Consider the following 14,762-nt stretch of genomic DNA (forward strand, 5'->3'; position numbering starts at 1 on the left):
TCGTGATACGTCGCCAGGGAGGCTTCACACTGATCGAGGTGCTCATCGCTGTTTCCATTCTGGCGCTGGTGATGGTTACCCTTGGCCAGACCCTCGGTGCCAGTGCCCGGGCTTACACCAATATCAACGAGACTCACCTGGGCTTTCTGGTCGCTTCTGACAAGCTGGTGGAAATGCAGGTTTATCAACAATGGCCACCTACCGGGCAGTCTGACAGCGAAGTTACGCGCAACGGCCGAGACTGGTGGATCGAAACCATCGTCTCCGAAGGGCCTTATCCGGACACCCGACGGGTGGATATCAACGTTGGTATCCTGCGTGGTGACGACAAGGAAGAGTTGGCCTACCACCTGGCAAGCCTGATCGGAAAGCCAGCCTCATGATTCGTCAGCGCCACTATCAGGGTTTTACGCTGCTGGAAATGGTCGTCACCATTGCCATTTTTGCGTTTATCTATGTGTGGGCCGCGTCGTTTCTCGGCAGTGCCCTGAGTGGCAGAGAGCAGCTTACCGAAAGTGCCGACAAGATGGAGCGCAGTCAGCGTGCCATCACCTTTCTGACCCTGGATTTCGAGCAACTGGTCAGTCGGCCGGTACGAGATCCTTATGGGGATCCGCAGCCGGCCATTGTCGGCCGTGACAACTATGTTGAATTCACTCGTATGGGCTGGTCCAACCCCTTCGGCCTGCGCAAGCGTAGTGAGATGCAGCGAGTGGTTTATACCCTGGAGAACGGGGATCTGTATCGACGCTACTGGCCGGTCCTGGATACCACGGTGGCGACCCGCTATCAGCAGGACGTCCTGCTCAAGGATGTGGCGCGTTTTACCGTCCGCTATCTGGATCTGACTCCCCAAGGCGATTGGCAGTGGCTTGAGCTATGGCCGGATGCGGCCCTGGCTGCCCAGCCGGTATGGGGCCAGCGACTGCCCAAAAGCATCGAAGTGGAGATCGAACTGGAAAACGGTGATGTGATACACCGGTTCTACCGCACGGTGGTGAACCCGTGGGCCTGAAGCGACCTCTCCAGAAAGGCATGGCGCTGATTATCGTGCTGATGCTGTTTGCGATCATTTCCACACTGATGATGGAGATATTGTTTCGCCAGAATCGTTTCCTGAACCGGGCGGACAATCTCCTGCAATGGGACAAACGCTATCAGTACGCCATGGCGGCTGAGGTGGTGGCTCAGCAGGGGCTGATTGATGACCTGCAGGATGATGTCAAAAACAACGCGCAAGTGGATGATTGCGTGGATGAGCAGTGGGCAGTCCAGCTTCCGCCGACGCCTTACGAGGACGCTTTTCTCAGCGCCAGCGTGCAGGATCTGCAGGGCCGCTTCAATCTCAACTGGTTGATCAGCCCGAATGCCGGCGGTTTTGACCGTCAGCCGGATCGTATCCGCGAACTGGAACAGTTGCTGGATAGCATCCTGCCGGATCAGTCCAATTCCAGCCGTCTGGCCAATGAGATGGCAGACTGGCTGGACAGCAACAATATTGTCGATGATGTGGAAGGGGCAGAGGATCCGGAATACCGGGACCGTCGCACCCCGAACATGCCGGCCGCCCACGAAAGCGAGTTGCGGGCCCTGCTTGGTTTCGAGGTCACCGACATGCCGGAAGACCCCATGCTGTGGGGGCTGCTGACGGCATTGCCTCCGGGGACCACTCTTAATGTCAATACTGCGCCACAACAGGTGCTGGATGCTGTGGTAGGCTCATTGGCGGGACCGGACGGAGTCAAGGCGATTGTTGACGCGCGCGCCGATGAGGCGATTACTGATATCGGCGCCTTGCTTGCCGGCCCGACATTTGCGGATCTGGATGAAGATGACCGTGACTTGCTCAAGACCCGTCTGGGGGTGGCCAGTGAGTATTTTCAGGTGATGGTGGATGTGGAAGTGGATGGCCAACTCAGTCGGCTGGTTACACGTTTGTATCGCGGTGGTGGTAACGGTGAACCGACAGCGGTATTCAGTCGTCAGGTCAGCCCGTTACTGACACCGCTCGAACCCGCCTGTAATCCTTTCTACAATGTGGAATAACGGCTATTGTGGCCAACAATAACGAATGAAGGACCGGATTCAGTGTCACAAGCTCCATTAATCTATCTTTACGACATTGATGGATTGCCCCTGACCGGCAACAGCCCGGTGTTGTATCAGGCTGCCGGCGGCGATGCCGTGGAATACTGCAGTCTGGATGAAGCCTGCACGGCGGCTGCTGATCGCGGCCCGCTGAGAATTATCCTGTGTGCCTCACTGGTGCGCCTGACCCGGGTATCGCTGAGCCGCAAGCAGGCGCGTCATCTGGACCGGGTGATGCCCTACCTTCTTGAGGAGCAGTTACTGGATGCGCCAGACAACCTGTTCTTCAATTCCCGCAAGGGGGAGGGGGACGAGTACCTGGTCACCGCGGCAGAGCAATCCCTGATCGCTGCTGTGCGGGATTGCGCCAGCGCCGCCGGTGCCGATCTGCAGTCCGTCGAGGTGGATGTGGAATGTCTCGCCGGGATGTTGCCAGTGGTGGTGCAGCTGCCTGCAGAGCAGGCTCTTGTAGCCACGGACCGCGAGACTTATCTGGTCATGGATCAGGCAGCGCGCGAAGAACTGTCATCGCTATTTGGCAGTGCCCTGGCTGATGCCACGCAGATCGGCGCCGACCACACCCTGTTCGATCTGTTTCGTCAACACACCGGCCAACAGTTGCTCACGGGTGTCCATGCTCCGCGTAAAAAGGCTGGGCAACCCGGGGCACTGGCGGAATGGTGTCCGTTATTGATTCTGGCGGCTTCGGTTCTGGTGCTGGCCATTATCGGGCTGCGCGTTCAGGCATGGCGCTATGATCAAGCTGCAGAGGCTGCGCTGGCCGATGCCAAAGGGCAGTACGAGCGGCTTTTCCCTGGTGAAAAGGCCTCTTCCGCACTGGTCCGGCAGTTTCAGGGGCGTCTGGCCCGGTTGTCCGGAGGTGGTGGCGCTTCCGGTTCTTCCTTCTTCCCCATGCTGGTTCCGGTGGCGGAAGTACTCAAGAGCAGCAAGGTGGAGCCCAAGCGTCTCCAGTATGACCAGCGCCAGAACAGTCTTCTGCTGGACGTAGGGGCCAAGGATTATGCGCAACTGGAAGCCCTGCAGAATGCCTTGCGCGAGCAGGGCGCCAAGGCTTCTATCGCCAATTACCGCAATGCCGCCCAGGGTGTGAATGCGAGAATCAAAGTGGAGCAGCCCGGATGAGCCTTGCCACCTATCAACAGCACCTGCAGCAACGGCTTGCTCCAGTCGTACAGTGGTATAACAGCCGCGAACCCCGCGAGCAGCAGGTGCTCAAGTTGCTCGCAGCGGTATTTTTCGGCGTGCTGATTTACTGGCTTATTTGGGCGCCCAGCCTTAATGCCCGTGATCAAGCCATGCAGCGGTATGTGTCCAACATGCAGACGCTGGAGTGGATCAATGCCAATGCTGGTGCTGTCAAAGCGGCTTCAGGCGGCAAGTCGGCCTCACTGCCGCGTAACTGGGTTGGGGAAGTCAGCCGTAGCGCCAATGCGTTCGGGCTCACGTTGAAGAACTTCACGCCGGATGGCACCACGTCGGTGCGTATTCAAATGGAAGAACAACCGGCGGGCCAGAGTATTCTCTGGTTGCAATCCCTTCAGGAGAAAGGGGTGCAAATAACTAATCTGGAAATGACACCCGGTGACAAATCAGGGACAGCCACCGTGCGTGCCACCTTGCAGCAATAATGACACTACTTAAAATTCTGTCTTTTCCACTGTTGCTTTTGTGTGCCAACGCAAATGCCCAATGCCGCTTTGATCCACTGGATCAAGGCAAGGTAATGCAGTTGTCTGCCCACAGTCTGCCTTCGGCACAGGGCTTGCCCCTTTCTGATCTGTCGCTGATGCGGGTGGAAAATGGCGAGCTGATACCCGTTGCCTTCCAGTTCGATGAGATGTCCGATCACGACATGGTCTGGTTCGAGCACTCCGGTTTTGACCAGCTTGGACAGGGTGGTGTGCTCGATGCTGACGACCGTCTGCTGGCCATGCTCACCGATGCCGGTCCACAGCGACCGGATACGCTGCTTCCGGCACAGGGGCAGGTGGTGGCGGATCTTGAAGTGGCAAATAACTGTCACTTCTACCTGGTCAAGGATAATCCCCTGCGTAGTGACAACTACTATGTCTCCCACGATACTCGCACAGGGCAGACCAGGACGGCGCTCTATCAGCTGGACGTGGATCCGGAAAATGAACTCAACTGGCGTTATCTGGGTTATCGAAGCTATCAGGGCAGTGGTTCGATTATCGACACCCTGAAAATGCGCATGAGCGCCGGGGTACTTTCCAAATTTACCCGCATGACACTGGATAATCATAACCTGCGCCCGCAGCTGGTTGGTCATCGTGCGGGACCGATTCGTTCAGTGATGCACCTTCGCACGCGGGTGGTACTGGCCGGTATTCCGGTAATGACGATCCAGGTACAGGCCATGCGTTACGCGGCGCATTACGAGGCGCATACCTATGCCAAGGTGCCGGAGCTTTACCGGGCAACACTCAAGGAACCGGAAGTCTCAGTGACTGTGGATGGCAATAACCAAATGGGTGCGAACGTCTACACCCACAATTTTGCCGATAACCCGGTTACTGTGAATGGGGTCGCGGATGATGCCAGTTTTGCCGGGCAGCCCATCAGCATGGCGGAAAACTGGATTCTGTTTGATAGTAACCAGCAGTTCACGCTGCTGACGGAATTATCTGTGCCCGAATCATTGATGAGTGTGCCGCTGCAATTGATTTATGAAGATGACACCCTGCTTTCGGTGGAACCGGAGCAGTTTCAGGGCCAGCTTCCCAACCTGGGATACATGCTCAAGGGGTGGCCCGAGCAGCGCGAACTGCGCTTCACGGTGAGCATGTTTTTTGATAGCAGCATGCGCGGTTTTTCTGCCGGCGAGTATGCTGACCAGCGTGCCAGAGACGTGGCAGTTCACGTCACTCCCTGAACTGGAAGCAGCCTGGCATGGCTTTCGCTGCAAACCGGCATAAACCAGTATTGGCCGATGACGGTATCGCTCCTGATATGGGCGTTGGCTGGTAACCAAAGCTTTCCTGACCGTTACCAATAAATTCGCGTGCAGGCATACCCTAAAGGGCACAAGCGCTCTCACAAGGGGCTGTGCTTCTGCGTGTTGCGTGTTGCGTGTTGCGAGAAGCGTGATGCAGCTGCAGAGCGGCCCCCTTTAGAATGGACGATCCGGGGCCAGTGCCACATCCTCTTCCCGGGTCAGGGGTAGCCATACGTTCCCTTTCACTGTCGCACTGCGGGCCAGAAATGCCGAGTTCAGCGGAAACTGGGCGGTATACCCGTATACCACCACGCCAACGCGGTCACCGGGGCGAAGAGGCTGGCTGACAGCGGCCAGCTCCTGTCGATGGGTGCCTTTTTCGGTCAGTGGGGTGAGCTGCTCACTGGCCACTCTGACCCGGCGACGATTGGCGTGCTGCACTCCGATACCGACAAACATGGGCATGCTTTCACCGCTACTGGTCCCGGCCACACGCAGATCGATGCGCGGCTTGCCGAGTAGCAGTTCGTCATCACCACGGACGATGTAAAGGGGAATGAATTTGGGGCGGCCAAAGCCACCATTGGTTTTCAGCTCTCGCAGATCGGCCCCCGGCCACATGGCCCGAAACAGATCGGTTCCGGAGTCAAAAGGTACCATCAGCCATTCAAAAGCGCCGGCGAGGGGAATGGTGACCTTTTCCCTTGGCAGGGAAAACTGGTTGGCTGGGGGCAGTTCATCAACAATGGCGAGGCCCCGGTCTTCCGTAATGTTCACACAGTACTCAGGTACCGTGCTTTCTGCGCCGCGCAGCTTTTCATCCCACCAGCTGAGAACCGTTTCGACGGTGGTGGCTTCATAATCACCACAGTGAACCATGTCATCGGTATGAAAAAAGGGCAGGCCGCCGCGCATTTTCTGCACCGGCCATGGCATGGCATGGCCACTCTGTAATCCGATCACACGGGCATCCCGACCGGCCTTGCGCCAGCAGTCGTAATTCTTCTCCGCTTCCTGGAAAGGAAAAATGGTGTCGGTAAAGCCCTGAATGAACAGGGCGTCTGCATGGGGGGCCTTGTTCTGGTCGCAGTAGCTGGCAGGGCTGCGCTCGTACATCAGACGGGACATTTCCGCGCTGATAGTGCCATCTATGGCACTGTTCCAGGGTGAAGCAAACATTTGGCCGATATCGAAACCACTGGAAAAAGCCCCGGCTCCCATCAGAACCGCGCCCCAGGCCGTACGAAATTCCCCATTAGGAGCCAGGCTGTTGAGGTCATGCCAGCTGGCCAGCGGAACCAGCGCTTTTAACCGCGGCTCATTGAAACTGGCCAGGCTCTGCAGCCCGCCGCCGTAGGACTCACCAATCATGCCGATGGCCGGACTGCCATCTTCAAGGCGGGAAATGCCGGGCAGGTGAGACAGGGACCAGTCGATAACGTTGCTCAGATCTGCCACTTCAAAGTCAGGATCCATCATGTGGACCTTGCCCTGGGACTGTCCCCACCCGCGCTGGTCATAAAATACTACCCAGTAGCCGGCTTTCCAGGCGGCAATGGCCGCTTCTCCAGTAAGCATGGCCTTGCCATAGATAGAGAATGGGCGCTTTGCCCTGAAGCCGGCAAAACCGTGGGTGGCAATAATCAGTGGTGCACTCTGTCCCGCCTGAAGCGCTGGTTGATACACAGTGGCGGCCAGTTTTTTACCGTCCCGAGCCTGGATGCGAACCTGGAAGTAGTCTGCCTCCTGGGCTGCACTTGTCAGGCGAGCGTCCGTCACTGGCAGCTGTGTGGTGGCACAGCCCGAGAGTAAGCCCAGCAGGAGCAAGGTCAGTGTGGCCAGTGATGGCGAAAGGGATCTCAGAGGGAATGCAAACCGCAATGGCGCCTTTTTGGGGTAGGAACTACGGCAATGAATGGTGAGCGTTCGCATGACGCAACATCCTCTTTTATTATTCTGTTCGTTATCGAGGGGATGATATGACAAAAAAGGCATTAAAAAGCCCGAATGCAGCCACTTTAGTGTGGTTTGCCTATGCTGTCATCACTGTTTTGCTCGCGGTCTTGAGCAGTTGGGCCTTGTACAGCAAGGCAGACTACGGTTATCCGTTCTGGTATGACCAGTTGGATATTCGTGAGCACATTCAACAGTATGGCCCACAGAATCGCTTTAAATCGGGCCTTGAGCTATTGCCAGCCGAGCAACACTGGCGGGCATTTGAGCAAATCCGGGATGCGGTTCATGATCATGGCGAGGGTTTGGCTACAATTCTCTACCAGCCACCAGGTCAGTCCCCGCGTACACTATTGCACGCTGCAGAAGTGCAACACCTGCAGGACGTGGCCAACCTGATTGATCAAGGGCGGTGGCTGTTCCTGGTGTTGCTGGTGCTGTGGTTACCTGCTGCATTGGCGCTCCGTCGCCTTGGACAGCCATCCATGCGGAGGCGCCTGGTGGCGGCTGTCATCACTTTGGGGGCTGTGTTAGCGTGGCTTGGCATTGCAGGGCCTACTGAGGTCTTCTACCAGTTTCACCTTTGGCTGTTTCCGGCGGATCACCAGTGGTTCTTCTACTGGCAGGACTCATTGATGAGCACCCTGATGAAAGCGCCGGTACTGTTCGGTGGCATCGCTGCAGTGATTGCCCTGGGGGCGCTGTTACTGTTGCCGGCGTTTTACTGGCTTGGCCTGATTGCAGCCGCACGATTACATAGACAAAAAACACAAAGACAAAAGAATCCTTAATGAGCATAGATGTACTGACGGCAGACGAGCAGGGTAGCGAAAACCTGCAGCGCTGGGCCGCCATGGGGCTGCCTGTTCCGCCCAGTTGGCGCCTGCACCGGGAAGACGTGCTGAATATGGATGGCGACGCTCTGGTTCAAAAACTGCGCGCCTTGCCCCGTATGTTCGATGAAGACCGCTATTGGGTGCTCCATCAGGGCCCGATGAACCCGGGTTCCTGCCGTGAAAGCCTGCTGAATCTGGATTCCGATAACGCTCTAGCCTCTGCTTTGCAGGCGATTTTCAAGCATGATCCGCCGCCCGAACAGGTCGTCATACAGGCCATGCCCCGTCAGTGCGCGGCAGGCGTCCTTTTTACGCGCCACCCGCTACGACAGGATTTGCCCCATGTGGTGGTAGAGGGCGTAGCCGACGGCAATAGCGAGCGGCAACGGATCATTTTTGATGATCAGGGGCGTCTTGTGCATGCCAGCCATGACCACCATTCACTGGCGGAAGCGGTGGGCCATGATCAATTACTGGCGCTGCATCAAGCCCTGAAACAGAATTTTGACCGCCCCCAGGCTGGCGAATGGGTGTATGACGGCAAACGGATCTGGCTGCTGCAGACCTTGCCGGTGGGTTCCTTGCCCGCCCCCCGTGAGGCCTGGACACGGCGTGCAGGTACTGGACTGTTCGTGCAGGCGGAAAGCCCCCTGTGGTACACCCTGGCGGCCCGCTGGTTCAAATCCTCGTTCTGGGAACCCATGGTAGAAAAACGTGACTGGGACAAGCTGGTCAAGGTTGAGCCTTACCGCCGCCAACATAGTCACATCTATACCAACTGCGCCTATTTTATGGCATTGCAGGATGAGCACCCGGGTGTGTTCAGGCATGTTCCCCCCGCCTGGCAACGTTTGCAGCCAGCGGAACAGATCGCTCCCTATAGCGGTCTGCAATACACCCTGGACCGCCTCGCGCTTGCCATGATCTCCCGGGAAGTACGCCAGTGGCAGCATCCACAGGCAACTCAGGAAGCGCTCTGGCACAGCCTGATGCAGCTGGATTCATTGGGTGAGCGCCTCAGCAAGGTAGAAGGGCGGTTATCCTATCTGGTGGTACCGGATCTGCTGACAAGAGAGCAGGCCCCGTTGCCGCTGCAGGCGCTTACCACTGCCACAGAGCTGGCGTTGTTGCTGGATCTTGCCGCCGGCCGCAACAATCTGGCCGAACAGTCAGAACTTCGCACCGGTAGTGATCCGGTACATGCCGCGTTGTCTGAAAAGCCGGCTCAGGCCGCCAGTCTCGGTCCTTGTCAGCGCCAGCGACGGGCTCTGGCAGGTAGCCGGGAAGTGGCCAAACCGGTGGAACTACTGCGCCAGGCCCGGGCCCTGAGAATCGCGCTGGGCAACCGTTTCAGACAGCTGTTGCGGGATATGGGGGCACTGGTCGTCAACGATGGTCTGTTGCAGCACCCCGACGACATCTATTTCCTGTATTTCGATGAACTTTGGCAGTTGTGGATGGGCTTGCGCCTGCCTTCCAGTGCCAGCCATGAGACCATTGCAGACCGCAAGCTGCGTTATCTTGATGACAGTCTGCAAGGGGCGCCTGACTGGAAGATGGACCAGATCGGTTATGGGTTCGGCGGAGGGCAGCGCATCAGCCCCTTGCTGCGCGGCCAGTCGCTGGTTTCCGGCAAGGTGCAGGGTCCGGTTCGTCGGGTATGCAGCGCCTGGACCCTGAATCGAGTCAGTCCCGGTGACATCGTGGTGGTAGATCAGGTCGATCCGTCCTGGTTGCCCTGGCTATTGCAGGCCGGAGGTATTGTCATCAGCGAACAGGATCCCGCCAATGCGGCCGCCAGCCTTGCGGTGGAGTTTGGGATTCCTGCGATCTGGGCCGCCAGTGATGTGATGCACAGTGTCCAGGATGAGCGTATCGGAACCCTGGACGCGGAGCAGGGCACACTCGAGATCGAGCCACCGAGTGAATCGGAAAGTGGACAGGACAAGCATCCCTGAGAACGGCACGGCGATCATTGCCGTCAAATGTGATCTGGATCAGTGTCCGGTTTTCTGACTGCGTGAGAATCTGAACATGGACGAAAAACCACCACGCACCAAGGCGAATGGATTGCCTGAGGATACCCGCCCCTTTGTGGCGCCATGTCGGCCAATCGCGCCTTCAGCGCCGCTGCGCTGGTTGCGAAAGGGCTGGCGGGATTTTCGCGCCGCACCACGGGTCAGCCTCATCTATGGGCTGATCATGCTCGTGCTCAGCTACTTGATCACCGCCGCCGCCTGGGCCTTTGGTAACATGGGCCTGTATCTCGCGCTGATTTCCGGCTTCGTTTTTCTTGGCCCGATCCTCGCGCTCAATCTTTATGGCATCAGCATCCAGCTACAGCAGGGCAGGGAGCCATCGCTCAGGGAAAGCCTTGCACAGGTCAAAGCCTGCCTTGGTGACGGACTCACGTTCACGGTCATCATGATTGTGGTATTTCTGGTCTGGGCCCGGGCAGCCAACCTGATCTACATTTTTTATCCCGTCAATGAGTGGCGTGCCGAGGATGTAATGCTGTTCTTCGGGGTGGGCAGTAGTGTCGGGGCGTTGTTCAGCGCCATCGTTTTTACCGCCAGCGCTTTTTCCCTGCCCATGATCATGGATCGTAAAACCGATATGGTCACTGGTGTGATCACCAGCGCCAACGCCGTGCTTCGCAACAAACTGGCCCTCTTCAATTGGGCTGCCCTGATAGGTATCTGCCTGCTGATAGGCTTGTTCACCGCCTACCTGGGCCTGGTGGTGTTACTGCCAGTACTGGGCTACGCCACCTGGCATGCCTATCGGGAATCCATTGATGCGGCGGAGTGGGATGCGAGGTTTGAATTGCCACCGGAAGACAGTTAACAGTGAACAGTGAATAGTTAACAGCGCGCGTGAGCGCCCTGGTTGTTTCCCTAACGCAAGAGGCCGCGCCCATCTTCCGGGCGCGGCCTCTTGCGTTTCAGATCAAAACAATGCGCTAGCGCGCACTGTTAACTATTCACTGTTAACTGTTCACTGCTCTTCAACGTATCCCAGCAAATGCGGCACCATCCGCTCGATTTCCTTGCGGGACATGCCTTTGCGAGCGGCGTAGTCATCCATCTGGTCCTTGGCCAGCTTGCCGGTGCCGAAGTACTTGGCTTGGGGGTGTGCAAAGTACCAACCGGAAACGGCTGCTGCCGGCAGCATGGCGTAGCTTTCGGTGAGGGTCATGCCGGCGTTTTTCTCCGGCTCCAGCAGTTCCCACAGCAGGGCTTTCTCGGTGTGGTCCGGACAGGCGGGATAACCGGGGGCAGGGCGGATGCCGCGATATTTCTCGCTGATCATGTCCTGATTGCTTAACGCTTCGTCGCTGGCATAACCCCAGTATTCCTTGCGCACCTTCTCGTGCATGCGTTCGGCGAAGGCTTCCGCGAGACGATCAGCCAGTGCCTTGAGCATGATGGCAGAGTAGTCATCGTGGTCGGCTTCAAAGCGTGCCACGTGTTCATCGATACCGATGCCGGCGGTGACAGCAAAACCACCCAGCCAGTCTGTCAGGCCGGTTTCTTTCGGTGCGATAAAGTCACTGAGGCAGAAATCCGGCTTGTCATTCTTGGTTCTGTCGAGCTGCTGGCGCAGGTGATGGAGCGTCATGAACGCCTCCTTGTCACCGGGGTTGCGATACAGTTCGATGTCGTCCATCTTCGAGTTTGCAGGCCAGAAACCTATTACAGCACGGGCAGTTAGCCACTTTTCTTTAACCACTTTCTCAAGCATGGACTGGGCATCCCGGTAGAGGCGCGTGGCTTCTTTGCCGACCACTTCATCGTCCAGGATATTGGGGAATTTGCCGGCCAGCTCCCAGGAGCGGAAGAACGGGGTCCAGTCGATGCGCTGCACCAGATCTTCCAGCGGGTAGTCATCAAAGACCTTGAGGCCTTTTACCTTCGGCTCTGCAGGCGTGTACTCAGTCCAATCCGGCTGGAAGCGATGTTCCCGTGCCTGCTCGATGGAGATCAGGCTACGATCCACCTGCTGTTGCTGGCGACGGACCCGCAGGCCTTCATAGGTTTCCTTCAATTCCGCCACATAGCCGCCACGGGCTTCTTTGGACAGCAGCTTGGAGGCCACGCCCACGGCACGGGAGGCATCGGCCACGTGAACCACGGCATGCTGGTAGGCAGGATCGATTTTCACAGCAGTGTGGATGCGGCTGGTGGTGGCGCCACCGATCATCAGCGGCAAGTCCATATCAAGACGCTGCATCTCGCTGGCCACATGTACCATTTCATCCAGAGACGGGGTGATCAGGCCAGACAGGCCAATGATGTCCACGTTCTCTGCCTTGGCGACGTCGAGAATTTTCTCGCAAGGCACCATCACGCCCAGATCGATGACCTCATAGCCGTTACATTGCAGCACCACGCCGACAATATTCTTGCCGATGTCGTGTACATCGCCTTTCACGGTGGCCATCAGGATCTTGCCGTTGGATTCATCCTGGGTGCCCATCTCCTCCTTTTCCTTCTCCATGAAGGGGAGCAGGTAGGCCACCGCCTTTTTCATCACCCGGGCAGACTTCACCACCTGGGGCAGGAACATCTTGCCTTCACCGAACAGGTCACCGACCACGTTCATGCCATCCATGAGCGGGCCTTCGATGACGTGAAGGGGGCGTTCTGCGTTCTGGCGGGCCAGCTCGGTGTCTTCCTCAACATAATCAGCTACGCCTTTCACCAGGGCGTGCTCAAGACGCTTCTCCACCGGCCATTCGCGCCAGGCCAGATCTTCCTTCTTGGCCTTTTCCGCACCGCTGCCACGGTATTTTTCAGCCAGATCCAGAAGTACCTCGGTGCCATCGTCACGGCGATTGAGTACCACTTCCTCCACCGCATTGCGCAGTTCTTCCGGAATGTCCGCATAGATCGCCAGCATCCCCGGGTTGACGATACCCATGTCCATGCCGTTCTTGATGGCGTAGTACAGGAATACGGCGTGAATGGCTTCACGAACCGTGTCATTGCCTCGGAACGAGAAGCTGACATTGGACACGCCGCCGGAAATCATGGCGTGGGGCAGGGTGCGTTTGATGTCGGCCACGGCTTCGATGAAGTCCACGGCATAGTTGTTGTGCTCTTCAATGCCGGTGGCAATGGCGAAGATGTTGGGGTCGAAGATGATGTCTTCCGGCGGAAAGTCCACTTCTTCGGTGAGCAGCTTGTAGGCCCGGGTACAGATTTCCACCTTGCGCTCACGGGTTTCTGCCTGGCCTTCCTCGTCAAAGGCCATCACGATCACCGCAGCACCGTAGCGGCGCAGCAGGCGTGCCTGCTCCAGGAAGGCGGCTTCACCTTCCTTCATGGAGATGGAATTCACCACGCCCTTGCCCTGGATACACTTGAGCCCGGCTTCGATCACCTCCCACTTGGAGGAGTCGATCATGATCGGCACCTTGGCGATCTCCGGCTCGGAAGCCACCAGGTTGAGGAATTTCACCATGCACTCGGCGGATTCCAGCATCCCCTCATCCATGTTGATATCGATGATCTGCGCGCCGTTTTCCACCTGGTCCCGGGCCACATCCAGGGCGGCGTCATAGTCCTGTTCCTTGATCAGGCGCAGGAAACGCTTGGAACCAGTCACATTGGTCCGTTCGCCCACGTTGACGAACAGGGAGTTCTTGTCGATGGTGCAGGGCTCCAGGCCGGAAAGGCGGCAGGCGACTTCAATGTCAGGGAGATTGCGGGGTGCCAGACCTTCCACGGCCTCGGCCATGGCCGCAATGTGCTCCGGAGTGGTGCCACAGCAGCCGCCAATGATGTTGAGGAAACCTTTCTCGGCCCAGCCGCGAATTTCTTTGGCCATGGTGGCCGGGTCCAGATCGTATTCCCCCATTTCATTGGGCAGACCGGCGTTGGGGTGGGCTGACACGAAGGTCTCGGAAATGCGCGACAGTTCCTCGATATACGGACGCAGCTCCATGGGACCCAGGGCACAGTTCAGGCCAAAGCTGATCGGACGTGCATGGCGCAGGGAGTTGTAGAAGGCTTCTGTGGTCTGCCCGGTGAGGGTACGGCCGGAGGCATCGGTGATGGTGCCGGAAATCATCACCGGCAGGTCCAGGTTGTTTTCGTAGCAGTATTTGTCGACGGCGAAAACCGCGGCCTTGGCATTGAGGGTGTCGAAAATGGTCTCGATCAGCACCAGGTCGATGCCACCTTCCACCAGGCCATCGAGAGCTTCAAGGTAGGCTTCCACCAGGGTATCGAAGTTCACGTTGCGGAACCCCGGGTCGTTCACGTCCGGGCTGATACTGGCTGTCCGGTTGGTGGGGCCAAGTACGCCTGCCACATAACGGGGCTTGTCCGGGGTTGAGGCCTCATCCGCCGCTTGCCGGGCCACCCGGGCTGCCGCCACATTGATATCCCGCGCCAGGTCCTGCATGTCGTAGTCGGCCATGGCGATGGAGGTGGCGTTGAAGGAGTTGGTCTCGATGATGTCTGCACCGGCATCCAGATAGCCCTTGTGCAGTGCCTTGATGCGCTCCGGCTGGGTGATACAGAGCAGGTCGTTGTTGCCTTTCAGGTCGGAGGGCCAGTCCGCAAACTGGCTGCCACGGTAGTCTTCCTCGCTGAATTTGCAGCGCTGGATCATGGTGCCCATGCCGCCATCCAGAATCAGGATGCGTTCTTGCAGCTTGGCAGTGAGCGTGGCGCGCAGGCTAGAAGTCATGAAAGGCTCCGACAGGGACAGCAAAAAGTGAGGGCAGGCATTATACCGGTGCAGCCTCGAGATACCCAAGCTTGTGTAGATTTTCGGTTATAAAACGGTGATTTACCCGCTGGTTTACTGGTCAATCCCATCTCAACCCCTCATCATATGGCGGCAATCGGGGGTTGCCTTTGCCTGTAACGATCGTAATCAGGTGAAAGATTTGTAAA

Annotated in this window: 11 protein-coding genes; 9 read left to right on the top strand and 2 right to left on the bottom strand. The window is 57.6% G+C overall.

Annotated features, from left to right (window positions below; all coding sequences use genetic code 11):
- Nucleotides 1–2 precede the first annotated feature (2 nt).
- The 6 genes from gspI to MWU49_RS01875 are packed head-to-tail and all read left to right on the top strand — an operon-like array spanning nucleotide 3 to nucleotide 5,002.
- Complete coding sequence (gene gspI / locus MWU49_RS01850; RefSeq protein WP_246967369.1) at nucleotides 3–383, top strand: type II secretion system minor pseudopilin GspI; 381 nt, start codon at nucleotides 3–5, stop codon at nucleotides 381–383.
- Nucleotides 380–1,015, top strand: a complete 636-nt coding sequence (gene gspJ, locus MWU49_RS01855) for a type II secretion system minor pseudopilin GspJ (protein WP_246967372.1) — start codon at nucleotides 380–382, stop codon at nucleotides 1,013–1,015. The genes gspI and gspJ overlap by 4 nt, the downstream gene beginning before the upstream one ends.
- The gene (gene gspK, locus MWU49_RS01860; RefSeq protein ID WP_246967375.1) at nucleotides 1,006–2,046 is read left to right on the top strand and encodes a type II secretion system minor pseudopilin GspK; all 1,041 of its coding nucleotides are present in this window, start codon (nucleotides 1,006–1,008) and stop codon (nucleotides 2,044–2,046) included. Before gspJ ends, gspK begins: the two co-directional genes overlap by 10 nt.
- Before the next feature lie 42 nt (nucleotides 2,047–2,088).
- Nucleotides 2,089–3,231, top strand: coding sequence for a type II secretion system protein GspL (gene gspL, locus MWU49_RS01865; protein ID WP_246967378.1), 1,143 nt, complete (start codon nucleotides 2,089–2,091; stop codon nucleotides 3,229–3,231).
- On the top strand, nucleotides 3,228–3,737 hold the full coding sequence (locus MWU49_RS01870) for a type II secretion system protein M (RefSeq protein WP_246967381.1): 510 nt from the start codon (nucleotides 3,228–3,230) through the stop codon (nucleotides 3,735–3,737). The genes gspL and MWU49_RS01870 overlap by 4 nt, the downstream gene beginning before the upstream one ends.
- On the top strand, nucleotides 3,737–5,002 hold the full coding sequence (locus MWU49_RS01875; protein WP_246967384.1) for a hypothetical protein: 1,266 nt from the start codon (nucleotides 3,737–3,739) through the stop codon (nucleotides 5,000–5,002). Before MWU49_RS01870 ends, MWU49_RS01875 begins: the two co-directional genes overlap by 1 nt.
- A gap of 237 nt (nucleotides 5,003–5,239) precedes the next feature.
- Here the strand turns inward: MWU49_RS01875 and MWU49_RS01880 are convergent, their stop codons facing one another.
- On the bottom strand, nucleotides 5,240–6,844 hold the full coding sequence (locus MWU49_RS01880; protein WP_246967387.1) for a CocE/NonD family hydrolase: 1,605 nt from the start codon (nucleotides 6,842–6,844) through the stop codon (nucleotides 5,240–5,242).
- 200 nt (nucleotides 6,845–7,044) lie between these two features.
- Between MWU49_RS01880 and MWU49_RS01885 the strand changes: the two genes are divergently transcribed.
- The 3 genes from MWU49_RS01885 (at nucleotide 7,045) to MWU49_RS01895 (ending at nucleotide 10,701) form a co-directional block, all read left to right on the top strand.
- Nucleotides 7,045–7,809 carry a DUF1461 domain-containing protein gene (locus tag MWU49_RS01885; RefSeq protein WP_246967391.1) on the top strand — a complete coding sequence of 255 codons (765 nt, stop codon included), beginning with the start codon at nucleotides 7,045–7,047 and terminating at the stop codon, nucleotides 7,807–7,809.
- Nucleotides 7,809–9,812: a PEP-utilizing enzyme gene (locus MWU49_RS01890; RefSeq protein WP_246967394.1), complete on the top strand. Its 2,004-nt coding sequence runs from the start codon at nucleotides 7,809–7,811 to the stop codon at nucleotides 9,810–9,812. Before MWU49_RS01885 ends, MWU49_RS01890 begins: the two co-directional genes overlap by 1 nt.
- 76 nt (nucleotides 9,813–9,888) lie before the next feature.
- Complete coding sequence (locus MWU49_RS01895; protein WP_246967398.1) at nucleotides 9,889–10,701, top strand: DUF2189 domain-containing protein; 813 nt, start codon at nucleotides 9,889–9,891, stop codon at nucleotides 10,699–10,701.
- A 150-nt stretch (nucleotides 10,702–10,851) separates the two neighbouring features.
- On the opposite strand, the gene metH is transcribed toward MWU49_RS01895, so the two are convergent.
- Nucleotides 10,852–14,553, bottom strand: coding sequence for a methionine synthase (gene metH, locus MWU49_RS01900; protein ID WP_246967400.1), 3,702 nt, complete (start codon nucleotides 14,551–14,553; stop codon nucleotides 10,852–10,854).
- Nucleotides 14,554–14,762 lie beyond the last annotated feature (209 nt).

Origin of the sequence: Alcanivorax sp. S6407 (assembly GCF_023016115.1) — a bacterium.
Taxonomy (GTDB): Bacteria; Pseudomonadota; Gammaproteobacteria; order Pseudomonadales; family Alcanivoracaceae; genus Alcanivorax.